The sequence below is a fragment of the Pseudoalteromonas sp. NZS71 genome (assembly GCF_015864715.1).
In the GTDB taxonomy this organism is placed as follows: Bacteria; Pseudomonadota; Gammaproteobacteria; order Enterobacterales; family Alteromonadaceae; genus Pseudoalteromonas; species Pseudoalteromonas arctica.
This window is the reverse complement of record NZ_JADYWS010000009.1, coordinates 1-26,405: the sequence shown is the minus strand read 5'-3', so window position 1 is coordinate 26,405 and position 26,405 is coordinate 1. Positions and strand designations below refer to the sequence as shown.

At 39.1% G+C, this 26,405-nt stretch carries 25 protein-coding genes; 12 read left to right on the top strand and 13 right to left on the bottom strand.

The features are described 5' to 3' along the window. Positions 1-411: 411 nt before the first annotated feature. The gene (locus tag I6E85_RS07645; protein WP_101163485.1) at positions 412-1,419 is read left to right on the top strand and encodes a catalase family peroxidase; all 1,008 of its coding nucleotides are present in this window, start codon (positions 412-414) and stop codon (positions 1,417-1,419) included. 16 nt (positions 1,420-1,435) lie between these two features. Next, complete coding sequence (locus I6E85_RS07640; RefSeq protein WP_101163486.1) at positions 1,436-1,975, top strand: cytochrome b; 540 nt, start codon at positions 1,436-1,438, stop codon at positions 1,973-1,975. A 79-nt stretch (positions 1,976-2,054) separates the two neighbouring features. Here I6E85_RS07640 and hisA read toward each other — a convergent pair whose 3' ends face one another. Genes hisA through hisG form a run of 6 tightly spaced genes read right to left on the bottom strand, consistent with a single transcriptional unit; the run spans position 2,055 to position 7,764 of the window. After that, complete coding sequence (gene hisA / locus I6E85_RS07635; protein WP_101163487.1) at positions 2,055-2,780, bottom strand: 1-(5-phosphoribosyl)-5-[(5-phosphoribosylamino)methylideneamino]imidazole-4-carboxamide isomerase; 726 nt, start codon at positions 2,778-2,780, stop codon at positions 2,055-2,057. Between the two features lie 33 nt (positions 2,781-2,813). After that, complete coding sequence (hisH, locus tag I6E85_RS07630; protein ID WP_197236775.1) at positions 2,814-3,404, bottom strand: imidazole glycerol phosphate synthase subunit HisH; 591 nt, start codon at positions 3,402-3,404, stop codon at positions 2,814-2,816. Beyond that, on the bottom strand, positions 3,401-4,462 hold the full coding sequence (gene hisB, locus I6E85_RS07625; protein ID WP_024611093.1) for a bifunctional histidinol-phosphatase/imidazoleglycerol-phosphate dehydratase HisB: 1,062 nt from the start codon (positions 4,460-4,462) through the stop codon (positions 3,401-3,403). Before hisB ends, hisH begins: the two co-directional genes overlap by 4 nt. Beyond that, positions 4,459-5,568, bottom strand: a complete 1,110-nt coding sequence (hisC, locus tag I6E85_RS07620; protein ID WP_197236774.1) for a histidinol-phosphate transaminase — start codon at positions 5,566-5,568, stop codon at positions 4,459-4,461. Before hisC ends, hisB begins: the two co-directional genes overlap by 4 nt. Beyond that, positions 5,558-6,859: a histidinol dehydrogenase gene (gene hisD, locus I6E85_RS07615; RefSeq protein WP_197236773.1), complete on the bottom strand. Its 1,302-nt coding sequence runs from the start codon at positions 6,857-6,859 to the stop codon at positions 5,558-5,560. The genes hisC and hisD overlap by 11 nt, the downstream gene beginning before the upstream one ends. A 5-nt stretch (positions 6,860-6,864) precedes the next feature. Continuing rightward, positions 6,865-7,764, bottom strand: a complete 900-nt coding sequence (hisG, locus tag I6E85_RS07610; protein WP_007580644.1) for an ATP phosphoribosyltransferase — start codon at positions 7,762-7,764, stop codon at positions 6,865-6,867. A 419-nt stretch (positions 7,765-8,183) separates the two neighbouring features. Here hisG and I6E85_RS07605 point away from each other — a divergent pair, with 419 nt between their 5' ends. After that, positions 8,184-8,411, top strand: a complete 228-nt coding sequence (locus tag I6E85_RS07605; protein ID WP_197236772.1) for a hypothetical protein — start codon at positions 8,184-8,186, stop codon at positions 8,409-8,411. Positions 8,412-8,526: 115 nt separating this feature from the next. Here the strand turns inward: I6E85_RS07605 and I6E85_RS07600 are convergent, their stop codons facing one another. Beyond that, positions 8,527-10,380 carry a cytochrome c/FTR1 family iron permease gene (locus I6E85_RS07600; RefSeq protein WP_197236822.1) on the bottom strand — a complete coding sequence of 618 codons (1,854 nt, stop codon included), beginning with the start codon at positions 10,378-10,380 and terminating at the stop codon, positions 8,527-8,529. Between the two features lie 283 nt (positions 10,381-10,663). Further along, complete coding sequence (locus tag I6E85_RS07595) at positions 10,664-11,947, bottom strand: sodium:proton antiporter (protein ID WP_007580638.1); 1,284 nt, start codon at positions 11,945-11,947, stop codon at positions 10,664-10,666. 332 nt (positions 11,948-12,279) lie between these two features. Here I6E85_RS07595 and I6E85_RS07590 point away from each other — a divergent pair, with 332 nt between their 5' ends. The 3 genes from I6E85_RS07590 (at position 12,280) to I6E85_RS07580 (ending at position 15,305) form a co-directional block, all read left to right on the top strand. Then, positions 12,280-14,196, top strand: coding sequence for an ATP-dependent DNA helicase (locus tag I6E85_RS07590; protein WP_101163490.1), 1,917 nt, complete (start codon positions 12,280-12,282; stop codon positions 14,194-14,196). Positions 14,197-14,205: 9 nt separating this feature from the next. After that, the gene (tsaB, locus tag I6E85_RS07585; RefSeq protein WP_024607770.1) at positions 14,206-14,907 is read left to right on the top strand and encodes a tRNA (adenosine(37)-N6)-threonylcarbamoyltransferase complex dimerization subunit type 1 TsaB; all 702 of its coding nucleotides are present in this window, start codon (positions 14,206-14,208) and stop codon (positions 14,905-14,907) included. Between the two features lie 68 nt (positions 14,908-14,975). Then, a complete protein-coding gene (locus tag I6E85_RS07580; protein WP_007580633.1) occupies positions 14,976-15,305 on the top strand; it encodes a hypothetical protein in 330 nt (109 codons plus the stop codon). A gap of 256 nt (positions 15,306-15,561) precedes the next feature. On the opposite strand, the gene I6E85_RS07575 is transcribed toward I6E85_RS07580, so the two are convergent. Beyond that, positions 15,562-16,851, bottom strand: coding sequence for an alkaline phosphatase (locus tag I6E85_RS07575; RefSeq protein WP_024591059.1), 1,290 nt, complete (start codon positions 16,849-16,851; stop codon positions 15,562-15,564). 415 nt (positions 16,852-17,266) lie between these two features. Here I6E85_RS07575 and I6E85_RS07570 point away from each other — a divergent pair, with 415 nt between their 5' ends. From I6E85_RS07570 to rnd, 3 genes are all read left to right on the top strand, one after another. After that, positions 17,267-18,118 (top strand): alpha/beta hydrolase, encoded by an 852-nt coding sequence (locus I6E85_RS07570; RefSeq protein WP_024591058.1) that lies wholly within the window; start codon positions 17,267-17,269, stop codon positions 18,116-18,118. 115 nt (positions 18,119-18,233) lie between these two features. Continuing rightward, positions 18,234-19,886, top strand: coding sequence for a long-chain-fatty-acid--CoA ligase FadD (fadD, locus tag I6E85_RS07565; protein WP_007580629.1), 1,653 nt, complete (start codon positions 18,234-18,236; stop codon positions 19,884-19,886). Positions 19,887-19,937: 51 nt separating this feature from the next. Continuing rightward, positions 19,938-21,068, top strand: coding sequence for a ribonuclease D (gene rnd, locus I6E85_RS07560; protein WP_024591057.1), 1,131 nt, complete (start codon positions 19,938-19,940; stop codon positions 21,066-21,068). 152 nt (positions 21,069-21,220) lie between these two features. On the opposite strand, the gene minE is transcribed toward rnd, so the two are convergent. Genes minE through minC form a run of 3 tightly spaced genes read right to left on the bottom strand, consistent with a single transcriptional unit; the run spans position 21,221 to position 23,005 of the window. Further along, a complete protein-coding gene (gene minE / locus I6E85_RS07555) occupies positions 21,221-21,484 on the bottom strand; it encodes a cell division topological specificity factor MinE (protein WP_004334706.1) in 264 nt (87 codons plus the stop codon). 1 nt (position 21,485) lies between these two features. Next, a complete protein-coding gene (minD, locus tag I6E85_RS07550) occupies positions 21,486-22,295 on the bottom strand; it encodes a septum site-determining protein MinD (protein WP_007583272.1) in 810 nt (269 codons plus the stop codon). 5 nt (positions 22,296-22,300) lie between these two features. Then, positions 22,301-23,005: a septum site-determining protein MinC gene (gene minC / locus I6E85_RS07545; RefSeq protein WP_197236771.1), complete on the bottom strand. Its 705-nt coding sequence runs from the start codon at positions 23,003-23,005 to the stop codon at positions 22,301-22,303. Between the two features lie 155 nt (positions 23,006-23,160). Here minC and I6E85_RS07540 point away from each other — a divergent pair, with 155 nt between their 5' ends. Beyond that, the gene (locus I6E85_RS07540) at positions 23,161-23,448 is read left to right on the top strand and encodes a YcgL domain-containing protein (protein ID WP_024591056.1); all 288 of its coding nucleotides are present in this window, start codon (positions 23,161-23,163) and stop codon (positions 23,446-23,448) included. Further along, complete coding sequence (locus I6E85_RS07535; RefSeq protein ID WP_007583269.1) at positions 23,441-24,457, top strand: lytic transglycosylase domain-containing protein; 1,017 nt, start codon at positions 23,441-23,443, stop codon at positions 24,455-24,457. Before I6E85_RS07540 ends, I6E85_RS07535 begins: the two co-directional genes overlap by 8 nt. Before the next feature lie 39 nt (positions 24,458-24,496). Here the strand turns inward: I6E85_RS07535 and I6E85_RS07530 are convergent, their stop codons facing one another. Continuing rightward, on the bottom strand, positions 24,497-25,042 hold the full coding sequence (locus I6E85_RS07530) for a GbsR/MarR family transcriptional regulator (protein WP_010552940.1): 546 nt from the start codon (positions 25,040-25,042) through the stop codon (positions 24,497-24,499). Between the two features lie 205 nt (positions 25,043-25,247). On the opposite strand from I6E85_RS07530, the gene adhP reads away from it, so the two are divergent. Then, positions 25,248-26,258: an alcohol dehydrogenase AdhP gene (adhP, locus tag I6E85_RS07525; RefSeq protein WP_024591055.1), complete on the top strand. Its 1,011-nt coding sequence runs from the start codon at positions 25,248-25,250 to the stop codon at positions 26,256-26,258. The last annotated feature ends 147 nt before the right edge of the window (positions 26,259-26,405 follow it).

Here is a 26,405-nt window from a genome sequence, read left to right as displayed (position 1 = left end):
CAGTAGATAACTAGTGAGTAATAAATAATATTTTAATTTCAACAGTTTATTATTGCTGTACGGTTTTGTTTTAATTTGTGTGATTTTGTAGAACGTAATAAATCAGCACCCCAATGCTTGCTTTGTATCAACATTAGTATAATTAACAATCGGTTTTTTTAAAGCGCAGCTCATAAAGATTATATTTTTGGAATTTAAAATACTTAAAGTGGGATTTTTATTAATTGAATTGAAATATTAATTGCTTGGGGTCGGTCTTGTGAGTGTCGTGTCGGTATAACTAAATAAAAGCTATCCGATCTAAAGCATATCTCAGTAATGGTTAGCCATTAATTTAAAGACGTAATTAAAACTATGAAAAATTCCAAACATAATCATCATGAAAATAATCATACGAGGTCTAATCCTACCATGAGTAAAAAAATCACCTTAATTGCAATAATCACTTTATTTGCACTGACGATTTTATATTTTACCGGCGCTTTTAACAGCGATGCGGTTACTGCGCAGCGTTTTGTTAATTTACAACAAGGTGATCAAGCCCATGCGGGTTTTCGTCGTGCTCACGCTAAAGGTATTTGTTTAGCGGGGTCTTTTGAGTCTACCGGTGAGCTTGCTATATATTCACAAGCCAAGGTATTTGATTTAGGCGCCACTCCTTTTGTTGGCCGTTTTTCTATTGCAGGGAATAACCCAACCGCGCCTGATTTAAAAGCACCGGTGCGCAGTTTAGCGTTTTCTATAACTACCGATGATAACCAAGAATGGCGCGTGGCAATGAATACGCCTCCAGTTATGGCTGTAGCGACGCCAGATGCGTTTTTTAAACAGTTACAAGCGCTATCCCCTGATCCGGTAACCAAAAAACGCAGCCCTGAAAAAATTAAAGCCTTTTTTGCTGCGCATCCAGAAAGTGCCGCATTTAATAACTGGAAAGCCAGTTACAAACCAACCAGCAGTTTTGCCACTGAGCAATACCACAGCATTAACGCTTTTTATTTGGTTGATGAACACGGTAAAAAGCACGCCGTACGCTGGATTGCTAAACCACAATTAAATGATGAAAACATTCAACCACTTAATAATGATTCAGTCGATGCATTGCAGCTACAACTTAAAGATCAAGTAGCACAAGCCCCCGTTAAATTCGACATGCTGTTTAGCTTTGCAACCGCTGAAGATGATGAAAATAACCCAACTGTTTTATGGCCACAATCACGCAAAACAATTAACGCAGGCACATTAGTTATCTCAAGCCTTCAGGCGCAAGAAGGAGGCGTGTGTGCTGATATGAACTTTGATCCCTTGGTACTTCCTACAGGGATAGAGCCAAGCGCCGATCCTATATTACGTGCCCGTGGCGCGGCTTATGCTGAGTCATTTCGTCGTCGTGCTAAAGAAGTACTTTTAAATAATTAATAACAGGAAATATCGAATGAAAACAATTAATAAATACTCAGCGTCGAGTATGCTTATTCACTGGGCGATGGCATTAATCATACTTTCTATGTTATTTCTTGGTCTGTCGATGGTGCAAAGTTTAGCGGTTTGGCAAGTAGAGGCCATTGCGCTGCATAAGTCGTTTGGTGTTTTAGCGTTAGTGTTAGTTGCTATTAGATTAATCAATAAACTAGTCACCACCAGCCCTGCATTACCACCCAGTGTGCCTAAAGCTCAGGCATTAGCAGCGCATTTAACCCAAGTGGGTTTATATGCATCTATGATTTTAATGCCGATTTCAGGCTGGTTAATGCAAAGCGCTGATGGCCGCCATGTGAGCTTTTTTGGTTTATTTACTTTGCCTAGCCTAGTAAGTAAAGATATTGAACTATATGCTTTTTTCCGTGAAGCACATGGGTTTATTGCTTATGCATTTTTATTGTTTATTTTTATGCATGTTAGTGCCGCGCTTTACCATGGTTTAATAAAGCAAGATGGCGTATTAGGCTCTATGTTGCCGGGTAAGCATAAATAAACTGATTGTTTTATACAAAAAAGGCACAGATGCGCTCGCACCTGTGCCTTTTTTGATTTAGCTGCTTAGACCTATCTGTTTAGCTTAATTTAAGCGCCTCTTCTACGCTAAAGGCACCATCTAATAAAGATTTACCCAAAATTACGCCGCCCACACCAAGTTCGTTTAGCTTTTTAATATCATCCAACGAACTCACACCACCTGAGGCTTGTACTTTAATATCAGCGTTGTGCTTTACTAGGTCTTCGTATAGTTCAAATGAAGGGCCTGTCATGGTGCCGTCTTTACTGATGTCCGTGCATAAAAAATCAATAATGCCCAGCTCAACATAAAAATCAATAAGTTCAAATAGCCCAAACTCAGATTCATTTAACCAACCATGGGTTGCAGGCGCCCAACCGGACTCTGTTTTATTAACATCAAGGGCAATTACAAAGTGCTCAGCGCCAAACTTTTCAATCCAAGCTTTAACCTGTTCACGCTTTTCAACTGCCATAGAACCAATAACCACTTGGTTTGCACCGGCTTTTAGCCAATCGCTCACGTCTTGCTCTGAGCGAATACCGCCGCCCACTTGGTACGGTACGTTAAGTGCTTTGGTTGCAGCTTGAATATGTTTCCACTGCTTTTTACTTGGATCGCGTGCACCTTCTAAATCAACAAGGTGTAGTTTACCTGCGCCGCTGTCGGCGTATTCTTTTAAACGCGCGCCAAGTTCGAAAGGGTAAAACTGTGCTGTGTCGTATTTACCTTGGTACAAGCGCACAATTTGATTTTGTAATACGTCTAATGCTGGAATAATCACAAATAATCTCTTTTTTGTTAGTTAATGGGCAGCTTATAACTGCCAATCTAGAAAGTTTTGTAATAAACGGGTGCCTACTTTCGCGCTTCGCTCTGGGTGAAATTGCATACCGGCATAGTTATCTTTAGCGACAATGGCTGAGAAAGTTTGCCCGTATTCACTACTGACTAAAGTGGCATCGTTAACGGTGTGCGCAAAGCTGTGCACATAATAAACCTGATCGTCTTTATGTAAGCCTTTGGTTAGTGGGTGCGCTTGTTGGATAGATAAGTTATTCCACCCCATATGCGGTGACGTTAAACTACCTACATCCAGTGCTTTTACTAGGCCTGGTATTTTACCTAAGCATTGCACGTTGCCTTCTTCGGTGCTTTCGCACAGCAACTGCATCCCTAAACAAATCCCCATTAGCGGGCGTTGATACTCGTTAATAGCTTGCTGCCAACCATTATCGACTAGGCGTTTCATAGCAACCGACGCGTGACCTACACCTGGCAATATAGCGCGCTCAAAACCCGCTAATTGCTCTGGTGATGTAATTACTGTTGGCGTTTGCCCTAAGCGTTCAAACGCAAAACGTACTGAATTTATATTGGCACAACCGGTATTAATTATGGCAATCATAAACATCCCTTAGAGCTGGCTGTTTGTTGGGTCGTATCTTGTGCTACTGCCATACGAAGGGCGCGTGAAAACGCTTTAAATAAGCCTTCTACTTGGTGATGACAGTTACCGTCGCTTACCGATAAAATAAGGCTAATGGCGGCGTTATCACTTAAGCTTTTGAAAAAGTGCTCAACCATTTGTACGTCTAAATCACCGGCTTTTTCGCGGCTAAAGTTAGCGTTTAATACAAATGATGCACGACCCGATAAATCAATTTGTGCTTCAGCTTTACATTCATCCATAGGAAGAGCAAAACCATAGCGCGCAATTTGCGATTTAGTGCCAAGCGCTTGTTTAAGTGCGACACCAAGAGCAATACCAATGTCTTCAACCAGGTGGTGCTCGTCTATGTGTAAATCGCCTTTGGCTTTAATGTTTAAACCAATGTTTGCGTGCGTGCGAATTTGATCAAGCATGTGATCAAAAAAGCCAAGACCGGTGTCTATGCTGCCATTCTTAGTTTGATCTAAGTTTATTGCCACATCAATTTGGGTTTCTTTGGTATTGCGTGTAACACGACCTTCGCGGTTTGCGGTGGTCAATTTAGTTACTATGGCACTCCAATCGCCATCGTATAAAATACCTTCACAACATAGATTTTGAGCAAGACCAATATCAGTTTCACGGTCGCCAATAACAAAAGAGCGCGCTAAGTCTACTTTGCCTGAGCGCATAAGCTCGGTAAGTAAGCCTGTTTTAGGTTTACGGCAATCGCAGTTTTGCTCGTTAAAGTGAGGGCAAATTAATACTTCGTCAAAGCTAATGCCTTGGCTTTGCATTATGTCCATCATTTTGTCTTGTGCTATATCAAAATCAGCAATAGGGAAGCTATCTGTGCCCAAACCATCTTGGTTAGATACCATAACTAAACGGTAACCTGCAGCTTGTAATTGTAATAACGCAGGGATAACGCCAGGTAAAAATGCTAGCTTTTCAAGGCTATCTACCTGTTTGTCGGTAATTGGCTCTTCAATGATAGTGCCGTCGCGGTCGATAAATAAATAGGGGTTACTCATGATACTTCGTTTCCTGCTAAAGATGCTGTGGAAGCTGGCGTTTGTAAGCCATCTAACCAAATTTTTACTTGTTCAAGTTCTTGTTCACTACCAATTGAAATTCGTAGCCAGTCGTCTTCACCGTATAGCGTAAAAGCGCGCATAACCAAACCTTGCTCAAGTGCAATTTTAAAGTAGTTTTTATCGGCTAATTTTAAAGTAACAAAGTTACCTTCACCAGTGAGAATTTTTAATGCAGCAGGGGAGGCGTTTAGCCAATCCACTAATTTAGCTTTTAAGCTATTTAAAATAGTAACTTGGCGGCGCATTGATGTAATTGCATCAGGTGCAATTGCTTGCGCTGCAATACTTGCTACTACGCCCGATACCGGATACGGCGCAATGACTTTACGAATTGGCGCAAGAGTTGCTGCTTGTGCAAGGGTAAAGCCTGTTCTAAGGCCCGCTAGCGCAAAGGCTTTAGAAAGCGTACGCAATACGACTACATTACTAAACTCATTAATAAGCTTAGTCGCGCTTTGCTCTGGGCAAAACTCTATATAGGCTTCATCAACAATAACTAATGCAGAACCCGCAAGTGCTGTAGCAATCGCTTTTACTTTATCAAGTGGTGTTAGGCTGCCCGTTGGATTATTTGGGTTACAAATAAATACTAGTTTTGAGCTGCCAACAGCTGCAACTATTTCGTCAGCACTGCCACTTAATAATAATTCTTGGGTAAGCGCGTTAATACCAACGTTGTGTGTATCGGCGGTAACTTTGTACATACCGTAGGTTGGTAAAAATAGCGCAATACTATCTTTAGCTGGCTCACAGTATGTGCGCACTAAAAGCTCAATGCCTTCATCTGCGCCGCGCGTCATTAATATATTTTCGCTTTCAAGCTCTGTATAAGCGGCGTACCTGTCAATAACCAGTTGCGGTTGTGGATCGGGGTAGCGATTTAAATCCTCAATACTCAGTTCAAGATTTCTAGCATACGGGCTTTCGTTAGCATTTAGCCACGTAGTACCGGTTAGCTTTTCACTTTTTGCAGAGCTGTATGCAGCAAGGGCTGCAATATTTTTAGGTAATAAGCTAGACGCTTGTGCGCTCTCATTGCTCATTTTTAATTGCCTCTAAACGAATTGAAACCGCATTAGCGTGGGCATCAAGGCCTTCTGCATCTGCAAGTGGTAAAATAGCTTTTGAAAGCTGCGTTAAACCACTTTTAGTAATTGTTTGCACTGTGTATGTACGAAAAAAATCAAGTAAGTTTAAGCTCGAGTAAGTTGCACTATAACCATATGTTGGTAACACGTGGTTAGTACCCGATGCGTAATCGCCTGCAGATTCTGGCGTGTAGTCACCTACAAATACTGAGCCTGCGTTTTTAACTTTATCTAGGTAAGGTGTTGCGTCGCCTAGTTGTAAAATTAAGTGCTCTGGTCCGTACTGCGCAGATACATCAAATGCTTGCTCAATTGAATCAACTAAAATAAGTGAAGAATTAGCGAGCGCTTGCTCGGCTGTTTCTTTGCGGCTCAAATTAGCCAGCTGGCGTGTAAGTGCCTGCTGAGTTTGTTCTATAATACTCTCACTGTTACATAATAAAATAACTTGCGAGTCTGCGCCGTGCTCTGCTTGTGAGAGTAAATCGGCGGCTATAAATTCTGGGTTTGCGCGTTCATCTGCAATAACAAGTACTTCAGACGGACCTGCTGGCATATCAATTGCCATACCTGGAATAGTTTGCGCAACGAGCTGTTTAGCCATTGTTACAAAGCTATTACCTGGGCCAAATATTTTGTTCACTTTAGGAACCGATTCGGTGCCATAAGCCATTGCTGCAATTGCGCCTGCGCCACCACTTTCTATCAAAGTAGTAATGCCACATAACTTAGCTGCATATAAAATAGCAGGGTTAATCGCTTTATCACCTTGTACTGGTGTAGCAAGTACAACGGTTTTTGCGCCGCTTAACTGCGCTAATACACCCTGCATAATAACCGACGATGGCAGTGGAGCACTGCCACCGGGTACATAAATACCGACTGCTTCGATGGCTTGATATTTCAGTTCACATACAACGCCTGGTTGGGTCGATAATTTAATATCTTTTGGCAATTGCGCTTCGTGAAAACGTTTAACGTTTGCATAAGCAGTATCAATTGCGTATTTAAGCTCTGCACTCAGTGCTTGCTCTGATGCGTTAATTTCATCAAGCGGAACACATAAGCGAGGGTTAGATCTATTATCAAACTCTTTAGCCATGCTAAGTAAGGCTTCATCGCCTTGGTCTTTTACGTTAGCTAAAATAGTTTTGCATATAGCTTCAACCTTGGCACTAGCAGAAACTGCAGGGCGCATTAGCGCCGCTGCTTGTACTTGTGAAGATTCCTCATTCCAACGAAGCATGGCACTTACTCCATCATTTTTTCAATTGGCATAACTAAAATAGAGTTAGCGCCTAGGGCTTTTAACTGCTCCATTGTTTCCCAAAATAATGTTTCGCTGCTTACCATGTGAAGTGCTACGTATTCATCGTTACCAGCAAGGGCAAGCAGAGTAGGTTGACCAGAACCTGGTAAAATTTCACAAATTTCATCAAGTTTGTTTTTTGGTGCGTGTAGCATGATGTATTTGCTTTCTTTAGCTTGTCTAACACCACGTAGGCGCGGCATAAGCTTATTGATTAGTGCTAGTTTGTCAGCATCTTGAAGATCTTTATTTTGAATTAAACACGCGTTTGATTCTAAAATTGTTTCGCCTTGAATCAAGCCGTTAGCTTCAAGTGTTGCGCCAGTAGATACTAAATCACAAATTGCATCAGATAAACCTGCACGCGGTGCTACTTCAACAGAACCCGTAAGCATTACTGTACTTGCGTTAATGCCTTCGCGCTTTAACCACTGAGTTAAGATTTCTGGGTAGGTAGTCGCAATACGTTTGCCTTCAAACCAGCTCTTATCGCGAGCGCCAAGCTCTTGTGGCCATGCAAGTGCAAGACGACAGTAACCAAAGTCTAGTTTTGAAAGTTTGGTTACTTCACTTGGAACACCTTGTCGTTCACGTTCTGCTTGAACTTCTACAAGTACGTTTTCGCCAACTATGCCTAAGTCACATACACCGTCCATTACTAAACCCGGAATATCGTCATCGCGCACACGTAGTACGTCAATTGGCATATTAGTTGAGTGTGCAATTAAGCGTTGTTCACGAAGGTTAAGTTTAACACCTAACTGTTTAAGCAGATCTTGACAATCTTTAGATAGGCGGCCGCCTTTTTGGATGGCGATACGTAGACGATTACTGTTGTTCATTATTCATTTTCCTTTAATTTAAAAACTAAAAACCCCGAGGGGAACCTCAGGGCGAAAATGAATCAATGTTATTTGAATCGCCAGAGGTTCCTTTTAGGAATAACCTCTCAGCGAAAGACCTGACAGGTTATTCCGGTGAATGGTGGTGATGATGTACTGTTGTCAGGTTTGAGCGCATTTTTTATCCTATGTAACTGCCCGTTGATTTGTTAACGTGCAGTTGTTATCTGTTTAAATAAATTTCGCACTCATAAAAACATAAACAGCTATATTATGGCAAGTTTTTTTTAGCTTAATTAAAGCATATGTTATAACTGTCGATAATATTAAGATAATAAGCGCAATTTTCGCCAACAATTGGTTGTTTATCACTCAAACCAAGTGGTTAATGAATAAAATGAAAAAATAAGGAAGTACTTATGGATATTATGATCCCTTATTTAGGAAGAATAACTAGGCTAGAAGTTGAGTCAAAAAGTGCTTTTCATATTGCGGGTGTGCAAAGTGGGACTGCCGCTGAAAAAGTTGAACTAGAGAATAAAAAAAGGCGTGAGTTACAAAAAAAGAAACAGCTCAATGATCAAAATAGTAAAAAAAAGTCTAACGTAGATGATGACGAAAACACCCATTTAGATACATGGGCTTGATAATACCAACTTTACTAAATACATAAGCAATTAACTCAAAAAGGCCCTTGCGGGCCTTTTTACTATGTATTTTGCTTATGCCAATTAGCTTAAACTCTTAAGCAGATAGGCATTACTATTGGTTTTTGCTTTTTAATATATAAAAGCTAAATATAGCGAACACGCATACTTGAGACACAATACCTTGCCATGTTGACTTTATACCAAGCCATGCAATATCAAAGCTCATTGGTAGCGGCGCAATACCTATTATGTCGGCCTCTTGTAATGCAATAACAGCTTTGCCCATAAGCACAAACGAGAGTGCAAATAATAGGTAAGTGGTAATTGCAAAAAACTTAGCAACCGGTAATTTAATTGAGTACTTAATTAATACCCACGTAATAATAGCCAGTATTGCTACAGCTATCGCAAAACCCGAAGCAATAGATGAATATTGGGCAGGCGAGCTTTGCGTTAATAAAGACTGATAGAACAATACAGTTTCAAAGACTTCTCGGTATACGGCAATAAAAGAAAGCCCTGCTAAACCCCATAATGTACCCGACTCAAGACGCTTATCTATATTGTCTTTGATGTATTTTTGCCATTGCTGCGCACTGGTTTTACTGTGCATCCATACGCCAACATAAAGTAAAATTACAGCGGCAAACAATGCACCAGCACCTTCCATAACTTCGCGACTTGCACCACTTATTTCTATTAATGTTTGCGCCGCAGCCCACGTTAAGCCACCAGCAATAAGTGCGGTTACCCAACCAACATGTACATATTTAAGTGCGTCTTGGCGTTTAGTTTTAATAAGTACGGTCATAAGGGCAATAATAACGAGGAGTGCTTCTAGGCCTTCGCGTAGTAATATAACTAAACTCGCTGAGAGGAGTGCACCATCAGTTAGTTTGGTTTCGTTTAGCATGCTATCTGCTTTAGCGAGTTGAGCTAGCGCTGCACTTACTTTTTCGTCAACGATGGCTGCATCTTTCTCGTTTTTAAATGTTTGGCGCAGGTTCATCAGTTGTACTTCGATGTTTTTACGCAGTGTTTCGTCGTAGGCATTTAAGTTGTTTTCAACAAGTTCAAAGCCATCTAGGTAAGCGCTAATTGCTAAATCACTTGCTTGTGAGTAATTGCCTTTAGCATGCGCGGCTTGTGCCGCAAGTAACTGCGTGCGAGTAACCGTTATCGGATTCTTTTTACCGGTAAATAGTTGCTCTGGATTACCACGAAGCCATTTAACGTAATGTGCTTGTGCTTCACTTTGACCTGCCGATAATTGTGCAGGGTTTAAGTTTACAATCTGCGAAGCGGTAATGTTTTGCTCTAGGTTTTGTGGTTTTTGAACATCTTTAAATGCCAAGCTACCTACATAAAAAGCTAAAGACCAACGTTGTTGTTCATTAAATTGAGCAAAAGCAACCATTGGCGTGTCGTTAATACCGTTACTTACAGCATCAAATAAACCCATTAATGAGCGGTTAGTTGCGCGTTCTTCATCGGTAAAATTGGTAGGCTCTGGTGATAAGTTTTTTGCAAGCGGGCCGTCGCCTTGACCACTAGGGCCGTGACACATTGAACAGTTAGCAGCAAAAAGCGCTTTGGTTTGCTCAACAGGAAGTAGTGATGTAGGTAACGATAGTTGCGGCATAAAGGTAAGTAGCGACTCACGAAGCGCTGAGCTTGCTGCACGTACATCGGCAACACTCGCTTTATTGGCAATCGCTGAATGCAGGGCTTTAGCTTGTGCCTTTACTGTATCAAACTCATTTGTTTGGCTTGATAGCTGTCCAGCTTGCTCAATAATAACGTGCGAAAATTCAGTCATTTCTTGATATTCGTCAGGATCAAGTATTTCACCATTTCCAACAGCTGCCACGTAATCAACACCTACATACTCTGCAAGCTGTGCAATTTGTTTTATTTTTGTTTGCTCATTAGGCGAGGCTGAAACACTAAAGCTTGCCATGACCATTATAAAAAGCATAAAAAAACATTGAAATTGTCGTTTGCTCAGAGACACCAAATTTAAAAACATGTGAGAATTATTTATGGACATCGAAAAGCCCTGTAGAGGAAAAGTCAAAATTATAATTGTTTTCATTTGCATTTCAAGCGGATTAATTTAAACAAAGCAGATAAATAAAAAGGATAACAATTTATAGAACTTTAAAGTGTTTTTGTAACACGTGAGTAACAGTAACCAAGTGATTTTTATAATAACTTGGTTACTGAATGTGTTGCAGACAAAGCATTTATTACTTGGCTTGCTCAGCTGACTTAATGCTACTTTGAATAAGCGGCGAAATAGTTAAGCCTTGTACAATAATAGAAAATATAACCACTACGTAAGTAACAATAACGATTAGGTTATGTAGGTCTGAACCGCCTACAAAAACTTGCTCGCGTGGGATTGCTGCCGCCATTGCCAGAGCAAGGCCACCACGTAGTCCACCCCAGGTCAAAATTTTAACACTGTGTTTATCGTAAGTTCTAAAGCGTTTAAAAATTACAAATGGTGCGCCTACACTTATAAAGCGTGCTAGTAATACAACAGGTACCATTAATAAGCCTAAACCAATTTCTCCAAGCGTGATTGGCATAGTGACTATTAGCATACCTATTATTAAAAACAGTAGAGCATTTAGAAAGCTGTCGGTTGCATGCCAAAAATCTTTTACGTAGCGCGTGTCTTCGGGGCCCGTACGCTCGGTTGCTTTAGTGCGGGTAATATTACCCATCAATATGCCACTGGTTACCATGGCAAGTGCGCCAGATATTTCCCAAATATTTGCTGCAGCAAAACCTGCTGTTGGGATAGTTAAGGTAATTAATAAGCGAATATTTACATCGCGGCTATTAATAATTAAAAAGTGGCCAACTAATGCAATGACTAAACCAAACGCAATGCCCCCTATTGCATCAACAAAGAATAGCTCTGCTATGTCACCAAATTGTGCATCGGTGCCATAAAAAGCAACAGAAAATATAGTGGTAAATATAACTAAACCAATACCATCGTTAAATAGCGACTCACCTTCTACTTGAACTGAGATGCCTTCTGGCGCTCGCATTTGTTTAATAATAGCAAGTACAGCGATAGGGTCGGTTGGGCTAATAAGCGCGCCAAACAGTAAACAATAAATAAAAGGGACATCAAAACCAAAAACTGAAAATAAATAAAAACTTAAATAACCCACTATAAATGTGGAGGCAATGGTTGAAAACAATACCAGGGCAGTAATTTCCCACCGCTGCTTACGCAGGGCAAGTAGGTTTATTTCGAGCGCACCCGCATAAAGTAAAAACCCCAACATGCCTTTAAGTAGTAACTCGTTAAAGTCAATACTGGAAACTATTTGGGTCATTGCTAATGCGTTCTGATCGCCTAATAATTTTACTGCAATAATCAGTAATAAAGAAATAACCACAGAGCCGGTAGTAATGGCAATTGTAGTTTGCATTTTGAGGATGTACTGGTTTGCAAAGGCTATAAAAATTGCAATTGCAGAGAGAAAACAAATGAGGTACCAAGCATTCATTGATTAACCTTAACTATTTTTTAAACGACACACAAAAAAGAGGATTATAAACCCGCGTATGGTACTCCTGTAATATTTGAGAGTCACAGTATTTATGCCTAAATATAGCTTTTAATGAGGATTGTTTTTAGTAAGAGTTAATAAGAAATGTGGCTTTGTAAATATTGTCATTATTAAATTAAATGTACGTTATAAATACAGTGTTTGTTGTAAACTTTAGTGGTTAATCACATTATTGAAACGTGTGTTGCATCATAAAATAAAAGTCGATTTTGTAATTACTTGCCCTAAATGCTTTGCTTACGTAAAATCCCGCTATTATTTATTTTAAAGTGATTGGTATTATCAAACAGCTGTTTAGTGCAACCGGACCTTTGGCGTCATCATTAGATGGATATACGCCTCGCCAACCACAAATTGATATGGCAGTAGCTGTTGCAGATGCATTAAAAAACAGTTCGCAATTAGTTGTTGAAGCAGGCACGGGTACTGGTAAAACATTTGCATATTTAGCCCCTGCACTTAAATCAAAAGGCCGAACGATAATATCGACTGGTTCTAAAGCCTTACAAGAACAGTTATATCACCGCGATTTACCTCAATTAGTGAAAGCGCTTGGTGCTTCTAAAAAAACCGCCTTATTAAAAGGGCGTGCCAATTACTTATGTACCTACCGACTTAATCAGCATGTTGCGCATGTACCTACTGACGACTCCGACGTAATGCATCAACTAGCTATGGTGGCTAAGTTTGCCAGTGAAACGCAATCGGGCGATTTGGCCGATTGTATTGGTATAGAAGATGACGCGAAAGTACTGCCTTATGTAAATTCAACAGCCGATAATTGCTTAGGTAAAGAGTGTCCAGATTTTCAAAGCTGTTATATACGCAAAGCACGTTTAACTGCGGCCGATGCCGACGTAGTTGTGATTAACCATCATTTATTTTTTGCCGACATGGCCGTAAAAGAAAGTGGCTTTGCTGAGCTTATGCCAAAAGCTGACGCGTATATATTTGATGAAGCCCATCAGTTAAGCGAAATTGCCAGTGATTATTTTGGTGAGAGTATTAGTACTAAAAAGCTGGTGGATTTAATTAATGATTTACGTGCTATTTATAGAGCCGAAATTCCCGATATGCTGCAGCTAGGTAAAAGCTTAAATAAGCTTGAAACAAGCGTTGCTGATTTACGATTACAGTTTGGTGTTGATGGCAGTAGAGGCGATTGGCGAGAAAAGTTAAGTGATAAACAAATATGCGCGGCGCTTCACCGCGTCATTAGTGATTTAGATTTTGTTTATCAAGTACTTAAACTTTGCCTAGATAGAAGCGACAAAATTGAGCATCCATTTGAACGTGCACTTGCGTTTAAAGGGCAGTTAGAGCGGGTTTTTGATACAGCTCAAACCGGTTTTAGTTACTGGTATGAAACAACGCGCCGTTATTTAACGATTAATATAACGCCATTAAATGTATCAGCTAAATTTGCTCAAATGATGCAAGATACGGGCGCAGGCTTTGTATTTACTTCAGCAACACTTTCGGTCGACAACAAACTAGAGCACTTTAATGCAAGCCTTGGTTTAAAACCAAAGCAAAGCATGATGGTAGATAGCCCATTTGATTACCCTAATCAGGCGTTGCTGTGTTTACCGCGTTACTTACCTGAATCGCACGCTGATAATATGCCCCATGCAATTGTAAAATTAACACTTGAGCTTATAAAGTCAGCGCAAGGGCGTTGTTTTGTGTTATTTACGAGCTATCGAATGATGCACTTAGTTGCCGAAGGGCTCACCACACAAATAGACTACCCAGTTTATATGCAGGGGCAAATGTCTAAGCGTATTATTTTAGAGAAATTTACTCGCCATGGTAATGCTGTATTACTGGGCACGGCTTCATTTTGGGAAGGCGTTGATGTACGCGGCAGCACATTAAGCTGTGTTATTATAGACAAATTGCCATTTGCAGCCCCTGACGATCCATTGCTTCAAGCTAAAATGCAAGATTGCCAAATGCAGGGAAAAGACCCTTTTTCACACATACAATTACCGCAGGCTGTTATTGCGCTAAAACAAGGTGTAGGGCGTTTAATTCGAGATAGTAAAGACAAAGGCGTACTTGTAATATGCGATAATCGCTTAGTTACACGCCAATATGGCCAAGTATTTTTAAAAAGCTTACCGCCGATGCGCCGCACGCGAAGCTTAGAAGATGCCAATACATTTTTAAAACAAATTAATTAGAGTAATAAAATGATCAAAAGTAATATTCTTGCCCTTGATGCTTCAACTGAAGCACTTTCAATTGTTTTACATTTTCAGGGCCAAACATTTCATCATTTTGAAGAATGTCCGCAGCAACATAGCCAAAAAATACTTCCACTTGTGGATGAGCTATTAACTAAAGCAAACTGTAAATTAAAAGACTTAGATGTCATTGGTTTTGGGCAAGGCCCGGGCAGTTTTACTGGTGTGCGTATTAGTGTAGCAATAGCGCAAGGTTTAGCGTATTCAACTAATTTGCCACTTGTAGGTGTGTCTACTTTGGCTATTATGGCGCAACAAGCGTTTGAACAAAACGGTAGTGTGAGTGTTTATCCAAGCATAGATGCGCGTATGGGGGAGATATACTTTGCACATTACCAAGCGCAAAATAATCTAATGCTTTTAGTTAACCAAGAATGCGTTATAAAACCTGATTTACTAAACAATGATTATATAGCGACCAATGAGCCATCTGTAGCGGTAGGCACGGGCTTTAAAACCTATCCTGATGCGCTTAATGACTTTGAAAACGTGACAATTAATACTGATATTACATTGCCTGATGCGCGTTATATGTTAGCGCATGTTGAAGCCGCGTTTTTAGCGGGTGACGTTGTAAAAGCGAGTGACGCTCAACCTAAATATGTGCGCGATACGGTAACGTGGAAAAAGCTACCAGGACGTGAGTAATCATATTATTTGCAAATTGGTTGTTTTTAAATCATGATTTTATGCGATATTAAGGTTGGAGACGCGTAATGACGCTGCCTATTGGTTCAGGTTTTTTTACCGGAGATATTCCGGGTAGGGTTAGCCCTACTAAAGTTGTTACTAATAAACCACAGAGTTTATTAGACCAGCCGGCTGCTCAAAAAACGAATACCGATTATGTAAAAAGCAGTGTCGAGGGCGTCGAACTGGCTAATCAACTGTTTAAAAGCAGTGCTAAAAGCAATGAATACAGCCAAACAATTTACGACCAACCGACAGCTCAAGTAAGCAAAGCGATTTCTACTTATACTGAATTTGCAAATTTAGAACGCAGAGCCGAAGTACAAAATTTAATAGGCGTTGATATATACGCTTAAAGCTCATTCAAACGTTTAGATAAATACAGTGATAAAATTTAATAAAAAGCCCGAACATGTGTTCGGGCTTTTTGTGTTAAAAACGAGGTGAAATTATACCAATTCGCTTAATTAAGTGATCTATTTTGAGGGAAGAAAATCGTGTAGATAACAAGGCAAAAATTTCGTTATTTAGTTGTTCTATATCAGAAATTTTTAACGTAGTTAACGTCAGATTTAACCCCTCAAATTGATTAAGTATTATTGCGGATTGGTATTACTGTTCAATAAAGCCAATTAGCTTATCGGCAATATCAGTATTATTTTGTGAGCCAATAAATTGCTCACTGCCTTTGCCATAGGCAAATACTTGAACGTCTACAGCGGTGTGTCCGCCGGTTGTCCAGCCAGTAAAGCTCGCATCACTAATAATACTTTTAACAGCTAAATTAAGCGCTTTTTCGCCCATTTTTTTAGCTTGCTCAAGTTTGATTTGGTTTTCGGTTGTAAATTCAATATTTGTGTTAGCAGTCCATACTGGTTTTAAGTCTTTAGACTCCATAAGTTTGTCAGTTAACTTACTAGCAGTTGCCTTAACACCCTTAATTACGTCTGTTTCCCATTTAAATTGGCCGTGCGAACCAATAGTTAAACCGCCCGTTGAGTGATCGGCTGTGACTACAAGTATAGTGTCTTTATTTTTATCAACGTACGCTTTTGCTTTTTCGATTGATTTAGCAAAGTCGTCCATTTCAGCCATCGCACAGGCTATATCGTTAGAGTGACCACACCAATCAATTTGGCTGCCCTCAATCATCACAAAAAAGCCTTCTTCGTTCTGGTTATCTAGTAAACCAAGCGCTTTAGATGTTAACTGAGTAAGGCGAGTTGGGTTTATATCAAGTGCAAATGGCAGGCCTTTGCTTGCATACAAACCAATGGCAGGTATTTGTGTAATTTGGCCCAGATTATTAATATCGTCACCGTATTGGTAACCTGCCGCTTTAAATTCTTCAACTAAATTACGGTCATCACGAATAAAATATTTAGTACCGCCACCTAGCATTAAATCAACGGGTAATTTACCAGCAATCTTATTATCAATATAATCGTTAGCAATATCATCGTAGTTGTAACGAGATTCATTGTGAGCTGTAAAGCTAGCAGGCGTTGCATGGTTTATTTGTGACGTTACAACAAGCGCTGTTGTCATACCACGCTCTTTTGCTATTTCAAGCATAGTTTTAACTGGTTTTTTGTCTGTATCTACAGCAACTGCGCCATTATAACTTTTATGACCGCTACTAAGCGCTGTAGCACCCGCAGCACTGTCTGTTACATAAGTATGGTCATCAGGGTAGGTATGAGCCATGCCTTTTAAAATAGTGTCAAAAACCGTGCCTTCTACTTCTTTTGTTGCAGGGTCGTCTTTAAAATAGCGATAAGCCGTGGTGTAAGCCGGACCCATGCCGTCACCAATCATATAAATTACATTTTTAGGTGCTGATTTTGCGTAAGCACCAGAAGCGGTGCATAAAAGTGCCAATAAGCTGATCTGTTTTTTCATGGTTGTACCTTATGAGTGTACCTTATTTAATAGCCGCTGATATTGTATACAGATAGGATGATAAATAAATGAATATCTGAGATATTTATAATTTATACTTTGATTTTATATACATAGAATTGTAGTTAACGCTGTTAGTTCTATTTATTTAAATTATACTAGTTATAAGCTATCTATATATGGTGTTCTCACCTTTTATTTGTTTAAAAGGTACTCAAAATTAATATGTTAAAAAAACTTTGCTTATTACTCCATTTTTAAGTTATTGAAAATATTGAGTTTGGTTTTCTACTCAGTGCTATATTTGATACCAGGAAGATAATTAAATCGTGAATTTGGCACCATTTTCTAAGTTAGTGGTCTGACAACTTGTATGCTATAAATAATGATGCTCTAAATTAATAAAGGACTTACCGTGCAGCCATTTAATATTGAAACCAATAATTTAAATATTCATGGCTTAAAAGTAGGTTCAGGGAACGAAATAGTAATAGCGTTGCATGGGTGGTTAGACAACTGCCATAGCTTTATGCCAATGTTAAACAACGTTAACCCAAAACACACTTGGTACTGCATTGACTTTGTTGGGCACGGTTTATCGTCTTGGCGAAGTGATGATGCACACTATTATTTTATTGATTATATTGATGATGTGTACCAACTTATAAATGCGCTTGGTGTTAAAAAAGTACATTTAGTAGGTCATTCAATGGGGGCTATGGTTGCAGGACTTTTTGCAAGCTGCTTTAGCGATTATGTAAAGTCTGTTACCTTTATTGAGGGAATTGGTTGTGTTACAACCCCGAGTGAAGGTGTGTGTGAACAGTTAAAAAGTGCAGTACTAAATAGAGCGCGTTTAAAAAATAAAAAGTCGAGAATTTATAAGTCGAAAGAACTTATTTATGAAGCACGCGCTCAAACAACCGATTTAAATAGCGAGCTTATTACGCTATTAATGCAGCGAAATATAAAACAGGTTCTAGATGGTTTTGCGCTAACAACAGATCCAAAACTCAAAAATCACTCAGGTTTTAGGTTTAATGAGGCGCAATGTATTGGTGCAATAAAAGATTTAATTGCACCATGTCAATTAATTTTAGGTAACGAAGGTTATTCGTTTGTAAAACAAAATTTGGCAAAGTATATTAGTTATTACAATAGCTTGAAGGTCATTAATGTAGATGGTGGGCATCATTGCCACATGCAAAGCAGTGAACTATGTTTTGAGCATATTCAAGACTTTATGCTGCAAAATGGTGCATGTTAATTGTAAGTTTGTGTTAAATGTGGGATTATTCCTGCATTAGAGTATTTGCTCAATTGTTAAAGCGCCTTACTTAGATTAAGGTTAATAAAAATATAATTATAAACAGGGGCTAAGAGTGGAAAAAATCTGGCTTAAGCGCTACCCAGAGGGTATGCCTGAAACAATCGATCCTGAGCATTACAACTCGTTACTCGAAGTGTTCGAAAAAAGTTTTAGTGACTACACCGATTTACCTGCATTTACGAATATGGGTAAAACGATGTCTTACGATGAAATAGACACAGCAACAAAAAAAGTTGCTTCCTATATTCAAAATGATTTGGGTCTTAAAAAAGGCGACAAAGTTGCCGTAATGATGCCTAACTTACTACAAACACCAGTCACAATTTTAGGTGTTTTGCGTGCAGGTTGTGTGGTTGTAAATGTTAACCCACTTTACACAGTACGTGAATTAGAGCATCAGCTAAAAGACTCTGACACTACAGCTATTTTCATCCTAGCAAACTTTGCTGACACACTTGAAAAGTCACTTGCTCATACTGATGTTAAGCATATTGTGGTCACGCAAGTAGGCGATATGGTTGGCGGGCTTAAAAAGCATGTAGTTAACTTTGTTGTGAAGCACATTAAAAAAATGGTGCCAAAGTTCAACTTGCCTAACACAATTAAATTTTCAGACGTTTTAGCTGCAGATGAAGCTAAATATACGCGCCCTGAAATGAGCTTGTCTGATCTTGCATTTTTACAGTACACCGGTGGCACAACAGGTGTATCTAAAGGGGCAATGCTGAGCCATGGCAACATGGTTGGTAACCTTGAACAAGTTTCAGGTTGTTTAGACAAAGTGTTAAACCGTGGTGAAGAAGTGGTTGTGACTGCTTTACCGCTTTATCATATATTTGCCTTAACAGCTAACTGCCTAACATTTATGAAGTACGGTGGTTTAAATATATTAATTACAAACCCACGAGATATGCCTGGGTTTGTTAAAGAGCTGGGTCAGCACAATTTCACAGCTATTACCGGTGTTAATACATTATTTAATGGTTTATTAAACACACCAGGTTTTGCTGAACTTGATTTTAGTCATTTAAAAATGTCTTTAGGCGGCGGTATGGCCGTTCAACGTCCTGTTGCTGAAAAATGGCAAAAAGTGACTGGCTCAAAATTAATGGAAGGTTATGGCCTTACAGAATGTTCTCCTTTAGTTACTATTAGTCCTTTTGATTTGAAAGCATATAATGGCTCTATTGGTTTACCAGCGCCTAACACTGATATTAAATTGGTTTTAGATAACGGCGAAGAAGCCGCTAAAGGTGAACCTGGCGAGCTTTGTGTTAAAGGCCCGCAAGTCATGGTTGGTTATTACAAACGACCAGATGCAACCGCTGAATGTTTAAAAGACGGCTGGTTTGCTACAGGTGATATTGCGACTTATGATGACGAAGGTTTCTTCTTTATTGTAGATCGTAAAAAAGACATGATCATCGTATCTGGCTTTAATGTTTTCCCTAATGAGATTGAAGAAGTAGTGGCTATGCACGAAGGTGTGCTTGAAGTAGCTGCTATCGGTATTCCTCACGATGTAAGTGGTGAACAAGTTAAAGTTTTTGTTGTGAAAAAAGACCCTTCTTTAACTGAAAAAGATATAATAAGTCACTGTCGTGATAATTTAACTAATTACAAGGTCCCCAAGCTGGTAGAGTTTAGGGATGAGTTACCTAAGACTAACGTAGGTAAGATACTCCGAAGAGCCTTGAAAGATTAGCAACCTATAAAAAAGCCGACATATGTCGGCTTTTTTATTGTAGGAGATTAAGTGCAATACCAATTGATCGAAACCCAAAATCAACTGAACACTTTTGTTGAACAAATAAAAAATAAACCTATTTTAGCTATTGATACTGAGTTTATGCGTCGTCGTACTTTGTATCCAGAAGTTGCACTTATCCAAGTTTTTGATGGTGAGCATTTAGCGCTTATTGACCCATTAGCAGAACTTTCACTATTTGATTTTTGGGAAATACTTAAAGATCCTGCCGTTTTAAAAGTACTGCATTCTCCTTCAGAAGATATTGAAGTTTTTCAAAAGTACGCAGGCTTTGTCCCAGCCCCATTATTTGATACACAATTTGCGTTGCAGCTACTCGGTGAAGGTAACTGTATGGGTTTTGCTCTTATGGTAAAAGAGCTGCAAGGTATTGAAATAGATAAAAGCGAGTCACGCACTAACTGGCTACAACGCCCGTTAACTAAAAAACAATTAGACTACGCGGCTGCTGATACTTTTTACTTATTACCGTGTTTTGAGCTGATTATCGATCGCATTAATGCCGCTGGCTTCTTTGACATTGTAATAAACGAAAGTGAATTGATTGCCAACAAACGTGCATTTCAAACACCTGACGAGCTTTTATATAAAGATATTAAAAATGCATGGCAACTTAAACCGCACGAACTTGCAGTGTTAAAAGAGCTTGCTGTATGGCGAAGAAATAAAGCTATCAAGAAAAATTTGGCGCTTAATTTTGTGTTAAAAGAACATAACATGACTGAAATTGCCAAACGTGGTCCTTCAAGTTTAAATGCTCTACGTCAAATTCCAGGTGTTGAAGCTATTGAAGTTAATCGCTCTGGTGTCGATATAATAAAGTGTATTGAAGTTGCTAAAGAAGTCCCAGATGCTCAGCACCCTGATGTACTTAAGCGCTTAATTGATTTTCCTACTTATAAAAAAGTAGCAAAAGATATAAAACAAAAAATCACTAAAGTAGCTAAAGAGCACAATATACCAGAAGATGTTATGGCCTCTAAAAAGCAAGTCAATCAACTGATTAGTTGGAATTGGAAGTTAACTAATGAGCAAAAACAGAGTCATATAAAGCCTGATTTACTTAGCTCTTGGCGATATACCTACGTTAAAGACGCTTTAAAAGAATGGGATACTTAAGACTAAATATTTTCTTTAACTGTGTAATACTTATCTATAGTTTTTGTGTTACATAGTTAAAAGTTTTAGTTGCACGAAGGGGATTAAAACGTAGATATTTAGAAAGTTATTGCGAAAATAAAGAGGGCGCTTATAAAGCGCCCTTTCTTCAATTACTTCTTTTCTTCATCAGGTAGTGTAACGTTTAGCTCAAGTACGGCTAAATCGTCTTCGTTCTGATCAAACTGAACCTGAACTGCATCGGTACTTACGTTCACGTATTTACGGATCACATCTAAAATGTCTTGTTTTAATTGTGGTAAGTAATCCGGCGTTCCTCGTTGAGAACGCTCGTGCGCGACAATGATCTGCAATCGCTCTTTTGCTAGTGACGCACTGTTTTTCTTTTCTGAGCGGAAGTAGTCAAGTAAAGACACGTTAACCTCCAAAAATCCGTTTAAATAAGCCTTTTTTCTCAACGTCTAAGAAGCGAAAATCGACGGTTTCACCTAGTAAGCGGTTAATTGCATCAGAATAAGCTTGGCCTGCATCAGATTCTGTATCCAATATAACAGGTTGGCCTGAGTTTGAAGCACTTAATACCGCTTGCGATTCAGGAATAACACCTAATAGTGGGATTGACAGAATATCTTGCACATCTTCTACCGATAGCATTTCACCTTTTTCAACACGACTAGGATTATAGCGTGTTAATAGTAAGTGTTCTTTAATGTTTTCTAGGCCTTCTTCAGCACGTTTTGATTTGCTGTGTAAAATACCTAAAATACGATCTGAATCTCGAACTGACGACACTTCTGGATTTGTTGTCACGATTGCTTCGTCAGCAAAGTACATTGCCATCATAGCGCCAGCTTCGATACCTGCTGGTGAATCACACACAATGTAATCAAAGTCTTCTTTTAATTCGTTTAATACGCGTTCAACACCTTCACGAGTTAATGCGTCTTTATCACGAGTTTGTGAAGCGGGTAGTAAAAACAATTTATCTACACGTTTATCTTTAATAAGCGCTTGGTTAAGGTTTGCCTCACCATTAATTACGTTTACAAAGTCATAAACAACACGGCGTTCACAACCCATAATTAAATCTAAGTTACGTAAACCAATATCAAAGTCGATAATAACTGTTTTATAGCCTTTTAACGCTAAGCCTGTGCCAATTGCAGCACTTGATGTTGTTTTACCAACACCGCCTTTACCTGAGGTAACGACAATTACTTTTGCCATGAGATTTATCCTTTAACCAAAGCTGAAATTTCTAATGATTCGTCTTTTTGTTGTATTTGCACTGCATTTCCCCAATGTTCACCTTGTAGTGAATCACTGATCCAGTAGTTACCATCTATTGAAACCAGCTCGGCCTCAAGTTTTTGGCAAAAAATGTGTGCTTCTTTAAAACCTTTTGCGCCTGCAATAGCGCGACCGCGTAGCGTGCCATAAATATGCACATTTCCATCGGCAATAACTTCAGCACCATGACTAACCGCGCCAAGTACTATCAAATCTCTATCTTTTGCATAAACTTGTTGTCCAGAACGAACTGTACCGCTAATAATTTGCGCTGGTAAATGCACTGTTTTCTCTACAATCGACGTATTAGCCTCTTGTTTAACAGGTTCGCTCTTAACGTCTTGTGAATAATTCAAAACAGACAAGCCAGCAGCTTTAGCTTGTGTATGTTGCTCATCTGAGCCATTACATACACCAACAGCGTTAAAGCTCATACGCTCGATTAATGACTTTAAGTGTACAAAATCAAGTGAACTGTTTTTAATTTCAATTAAATTAACAACAATAGGAGCACCCTCAAAAAACTTAGGGGCCTGGGCTGTTTTTATATATAGTTGTTCTGCTAAAAGGTTTATATCAGTACTATAAAGATGCAAAACTGATAACGTAAAAAGATTCCCTTTTAACTCAAAAATTTGGTCCGACATACACGCTCAATTGAATTGTCTGATTAGAAATTAATTTTAGATAAACGTAGGCTGAATAGGGCCTTTATTGAAATTTCTAATCTAATTTTTCTAACTTATTATTACTCTCATGTTATAGTGTGCGGCATTGTTAAGCAAGAATTTATAGGGTCATAATGCTCACTGCAGTATATAAAAGTAAGAAAAAAGCGGATACGTTCTTATTTGTTGAAAAAAGAGATGATTTTGACAAAGTTCCGGAACCTTTAATGGCTATGTTTGGTCAACCTCTTTATGTGATGATCATCAACTTAGCAAAACGTGAGCATTTAGGTGGGGCAGATTTAGAGACTGTAAAAGCAGCGTTATCAAACCCTGATAAAGGCTACTACTTACAAATTCCTCCACCGGAACAAAATTTGCTAAGTCAGTTACGAAAAGAAAATGGAGTTGATAGTGATTAAAAAACTTATCGTTATATTATGTGGTGTATGTTTAAGCTCATCTGTGATGGCAAAAACACAGGCCGAATTTCAAGATTATTTAGCAAATTTAAAGCAAGAAGCCATCTCAAAAGGCTATGAAGCAAAACTTATTGATGATGCTTTTGCAACAGCAACATATAAAGAAAAAGTGGTTTCGGCTGATAAAAACCAGCCAGAAGTAAAAGAAACCCTTGAAACGTATTTACCAAAACGCGTACCACAGTGGAAAATAGACCGTGCACGCAAGCTTTATGCAGAAAACAAAGATGTACTTGAAAAAGTAGCGAAAGAGTTTGGAGTACAAGCACGCTTTATAGTGGCATTGTGGGGACTTGAAAGTAACTTTGGCGCCATTCAAGGTGGCCATAATGTTATTTCGTCACTTGTTACACTTGCTTTTGATGGACGCCGAGAAGCGCTTTATAAACGCCAACTTTGGGCTGCACTCGACATTTTAAAATCGGGCCATATCACGCTTGATAAATTTAAAGGCTCATGGGCAGGCGCAATGGGGCAAACGCAATTTATGCCAACTTCATTTAATGCTTACGCGGTTGATTACAATAATGATGGCCGTAAAGATATTTGGACCACAAAAGAAGATGCTTTTGCTTCAATTGCTAACTATTTAAAGCAAGAAGGCTGGAACGATTCGCTTACGTGGGGTCGCCAAGTACAGTTACCTGAAAACTTTGATAGTAAATACGTTTTAGTGCGTGGTACAAAAACGCGCAAGCAGTGGCTAGAATATTGGAATGATTCTGAGCGCTCATTAGCTGATTGGCAAGCACTGGGTGTTCGTAAAGCTGATGGCTCTGATTTACCTAATGTGGACGTGCGTGCTGCGCTGGTTATGCCTGATGATATAAATGGCCGTATGTACTTAGCGTACGACAACTACAAAGTATTTATGCATTGGAATCGCTCGTATTACTTTGCTACTAGCGTAGGTTACTTGTCGGATAGAATTGGTTATCCAAAAATCTAATTTTAAAATATACCTATAAATAAAGCCGCAATTGCGGCTTTATTCTTTTTTGAATATTTTATCTTTTAAGTCAATAACTTTACCAATTCCAGAACCTAGCTTCATCAGCTTATTAAGTTGCTCTGGCGTTAAACGTTGCAGCTCTGATGACCATTTAGTTACGGTTTCAAGTAGGTTGTGAATTTCACCCATTTGTTTTTGTGCATAAAGCTCATCGTCGTTACTGGCTTCGTCTAATAAGTTATCGCGTAGTAATGTTAAGGTGGGCTCAATTTCGCGCTTTTTACGTTCTTCAAATACGCGATTTGCCATATCCCAAATATCGCCAGCAGGGGCGTAGTACTCTTTTCGATCGCCAGGAATATGCTGCACTTTAATTAATTGCCACGATTGCAACTCTTTAATACCCATGCTTACATTACCGCGAGAAATACTAAGCGCATCTGCAATCTCATTGGCTGTCATTGGATTTTTAGTAATAATCAGCAAACCACACATTTGCCCAATCGTTCGATTGAATCCCCAGCGGCTGCCCATTTCACCACAATGCATTACAAAGGCAAAATTCTTTTCGGATAAACTCATAGCTTAGTAACTTTCAGTAATTTCAGAAAGTAAATGCTAGCACGCTCATTTTGGATAGCAAGTTCTTAGCCATTTTATAAATTGATTTTAACGACTAAAGTATGATTTAGATTAATATTTATACATCTATATTGGGATATGTTGTACACAACAATACGTAAATAAATCCTTTTTTTTAATTTTTTTCACATACGATGGAATGACTATGAAAGCTGCAATTAATAATGAATACAAAGGTAAATTACAAATAACAGATCTGCCAATTCCTGAGGTTGGAATAAACGACGTTTTAGTAAAAATAGCCGCTTGTGGCGTTTGCCACACCGATTTACATGCCTGTCATGGTGATTGGCCGGTAAAGCCAAAAATGCCATTAGTTCCAGGGCATGAAGGAGTTGGTGTTATTGATAAAGTTGGAAGCAACATTAAGCACTTAGAAGCTGGCGATAGAGTGGGTATTCCTTGGCTCTATAGTGCATGTGGGCACTGTGAGTTTTGCCTAGATGGCAAAGAAACACTGTGTTTATCGCAGCATAATACTGGCTATTCTATTGATGGTAGCTATGCAGAATATTGTTTGGCTCACGGTGATTACGTTGTAAAAATACCTGAGGGATTAGGCTTTTCTGAAGCTGCTCCATTATTTTGTGCAGGTGTTACAACCTATAAAGCATTGAAAGTATCCGGTGCTAAACCTGGGCAGTGGGTTGCTATTGTTGGTGTAGGCGGGCTTGGTCATTTAGCAGTACAGTACGCTAAAGCAATGGGTTTTAATGTAATAGCTGTTGATACAGGTAAAGAAAAACTCGCGCTTGCTAAAGAGCTTGGCGCAGATATAACACTCGACTTTAAAGAAGTTGTTCCTAGCGAAGCTATTTTTGAACAAGTAGGTGGCGCGCATGGCGTTGTGTGTACTGCGGTATCTAAAGCTGGGTTTGAACAAGCTTATAAGAGTGTACGCCGTGGCGGTAAATGTGTATTAGTGGGATTACCTCCAGAGGATATGCCGCTTCCTATTTTTGATACTGTGCTTAATGGCGTGTCAGTAGTGGGCTCTATTGTTGGTACACGTAAAGATTTGCAAGAATGCTTGGAATTTGCAGCGCAAGGTAAAGTAAAAGCGATTATTGAAGAAAAACGCTTAGAGGACATTAACGAAATTTTTGATGATATGCTCAAAGGTGAAATTAACGGTCGCATAGTGGTTACTATTTAATTTAGATTAAGCATTTATAAAACACAAAAAAGCACGGCTTCTAAATTAGAAAACCGTGCTTTTTAAGTATCCTAGATTCAAATTGTAAGTGCATAACTTGTTTTGGCTAGATTAAGTGGTCAGTTGCTCATAAGCTAACTGCTTTTT

Bases quoted from the DNA above. Each gene is read 5' to 3' on its own strand.
- I6E85_RS07645 (WP_101163485.1), top strand. From the start codon at position 412: ATGAGTAAAAAAATCACCTTAATTGCAATAATCACTTTATTTGCACTG.
- I6E85_RS07640 (WP_101163486.1), top strand. From the start codon at position 1,436: ATGAAAACAATTAATAAATACTCAGCGTCGAGTATGCTTATTCACTGG.
- hisH (WP_197236775.1), bottom strand. From the start codon at position 3,404: ATGATTGCCATAATTAATACCGGTTGTGCCAATATAAATTCAGTACGT.
- hisB (WP_024611093.1), bottom strand. From the start codon at position 4,462: ATGAGTAACCCCTATTTATTTATCGACCGCGACGGCACTATCATTGAA.
- hisC (WP_197236774.1), bottom strand. From the start codon at position 5,568: ATGAGCAATGAGAGCGCACAAGCGTCTAGCTTATTACCTAAAAATATT.
- hisD (WP_197236773.1), bottom strand. From the start codon at position 6,859: ATGCTTCGTTGGAATGAGGAATCTTCACAAGTACAAGCAGCGGCGCTA.
- hisG (WP_007580644.1), bottom strand. From the start codon at position 7,764: ATGAACAACAGTAATCGTCTACGTATCGCCATCCAAAAAGGCGGCCGC.
- I6E85_RS07605 (WP_197236772.1), top strand. From the start codon at position 8,184: ATGGATATTATGATCCCTTATTTAGGAAGAATAACTAGGCTAGAAGTT.
- I6E85_RS07600 (WP_197236822.1), bottom strand. From the start codon at position 10,380: ATGGTCATGGCAAGCTTTAGTGTTTCAGCCTCGCCTAATGAGCAAACA.
- I6E85_RS07595 (WP_007580638.1), bottom strand. From the start codon at position 11,947: ATGAATGCTTGGTACCTCATTTGTTTTCTCTCTGCAATTGCAATTTTT.
- tsaB (WP_024607770.1), top strand. From the start codon at position 14,206: ATGATCAAAAGTAATATTCTTGCCCTTGATGCTTCAACTGAAGCACTT.
- I6E85_RS07580 (WP_007580633.1), top strand. From the start codon at position 14,976: ATGACGCTGCCTATTGGTTCAGGTTTTTTTACCGGAGATATTCCGGGT.
- I6E85_RS07575 (WP_024591059.1), bottom strand. From the start codon at position 16,851: ATGAAAAAACAGATCAGCTTATTGGCACTTTTATGCACCGCTTCTGGT.
- minD (WP_007583272.1), bottom strand. From the start codon at position 22,295: ATGGCAAAAGTAATTGTCGTTACCTCAGGTAAAGGCGGTGTTGGTAAA.
- minC (WP_197236771.1), bottom strand. From the start codon at position 23,005: ATGTCGGACCAAATTTTTGAGTTAAAAGGGAATCTTTTTACGTTATCA.
- I6E85_RS07540 (WP_024591056.1), top strand. From the start codon at position 23,161: ATGCTCACTGCAGTATATAAAAGTAAGAAAAAAGCGGATACGTTCTTA.
- I6E85_RS07530 (WP_010552940.1), bottom strand. From the start codon at position 25,042: ATGAGTTTATCCGAAAAGAATTTTGCCTTTGTAATGCATTGTGGTGAA.
- adhP (WP_024591055.1), top strand. From the start codon at position 25,248: ATGAAAGCTGCAATTAATAATGAATACAAAGGTAAATTACAAATAACA.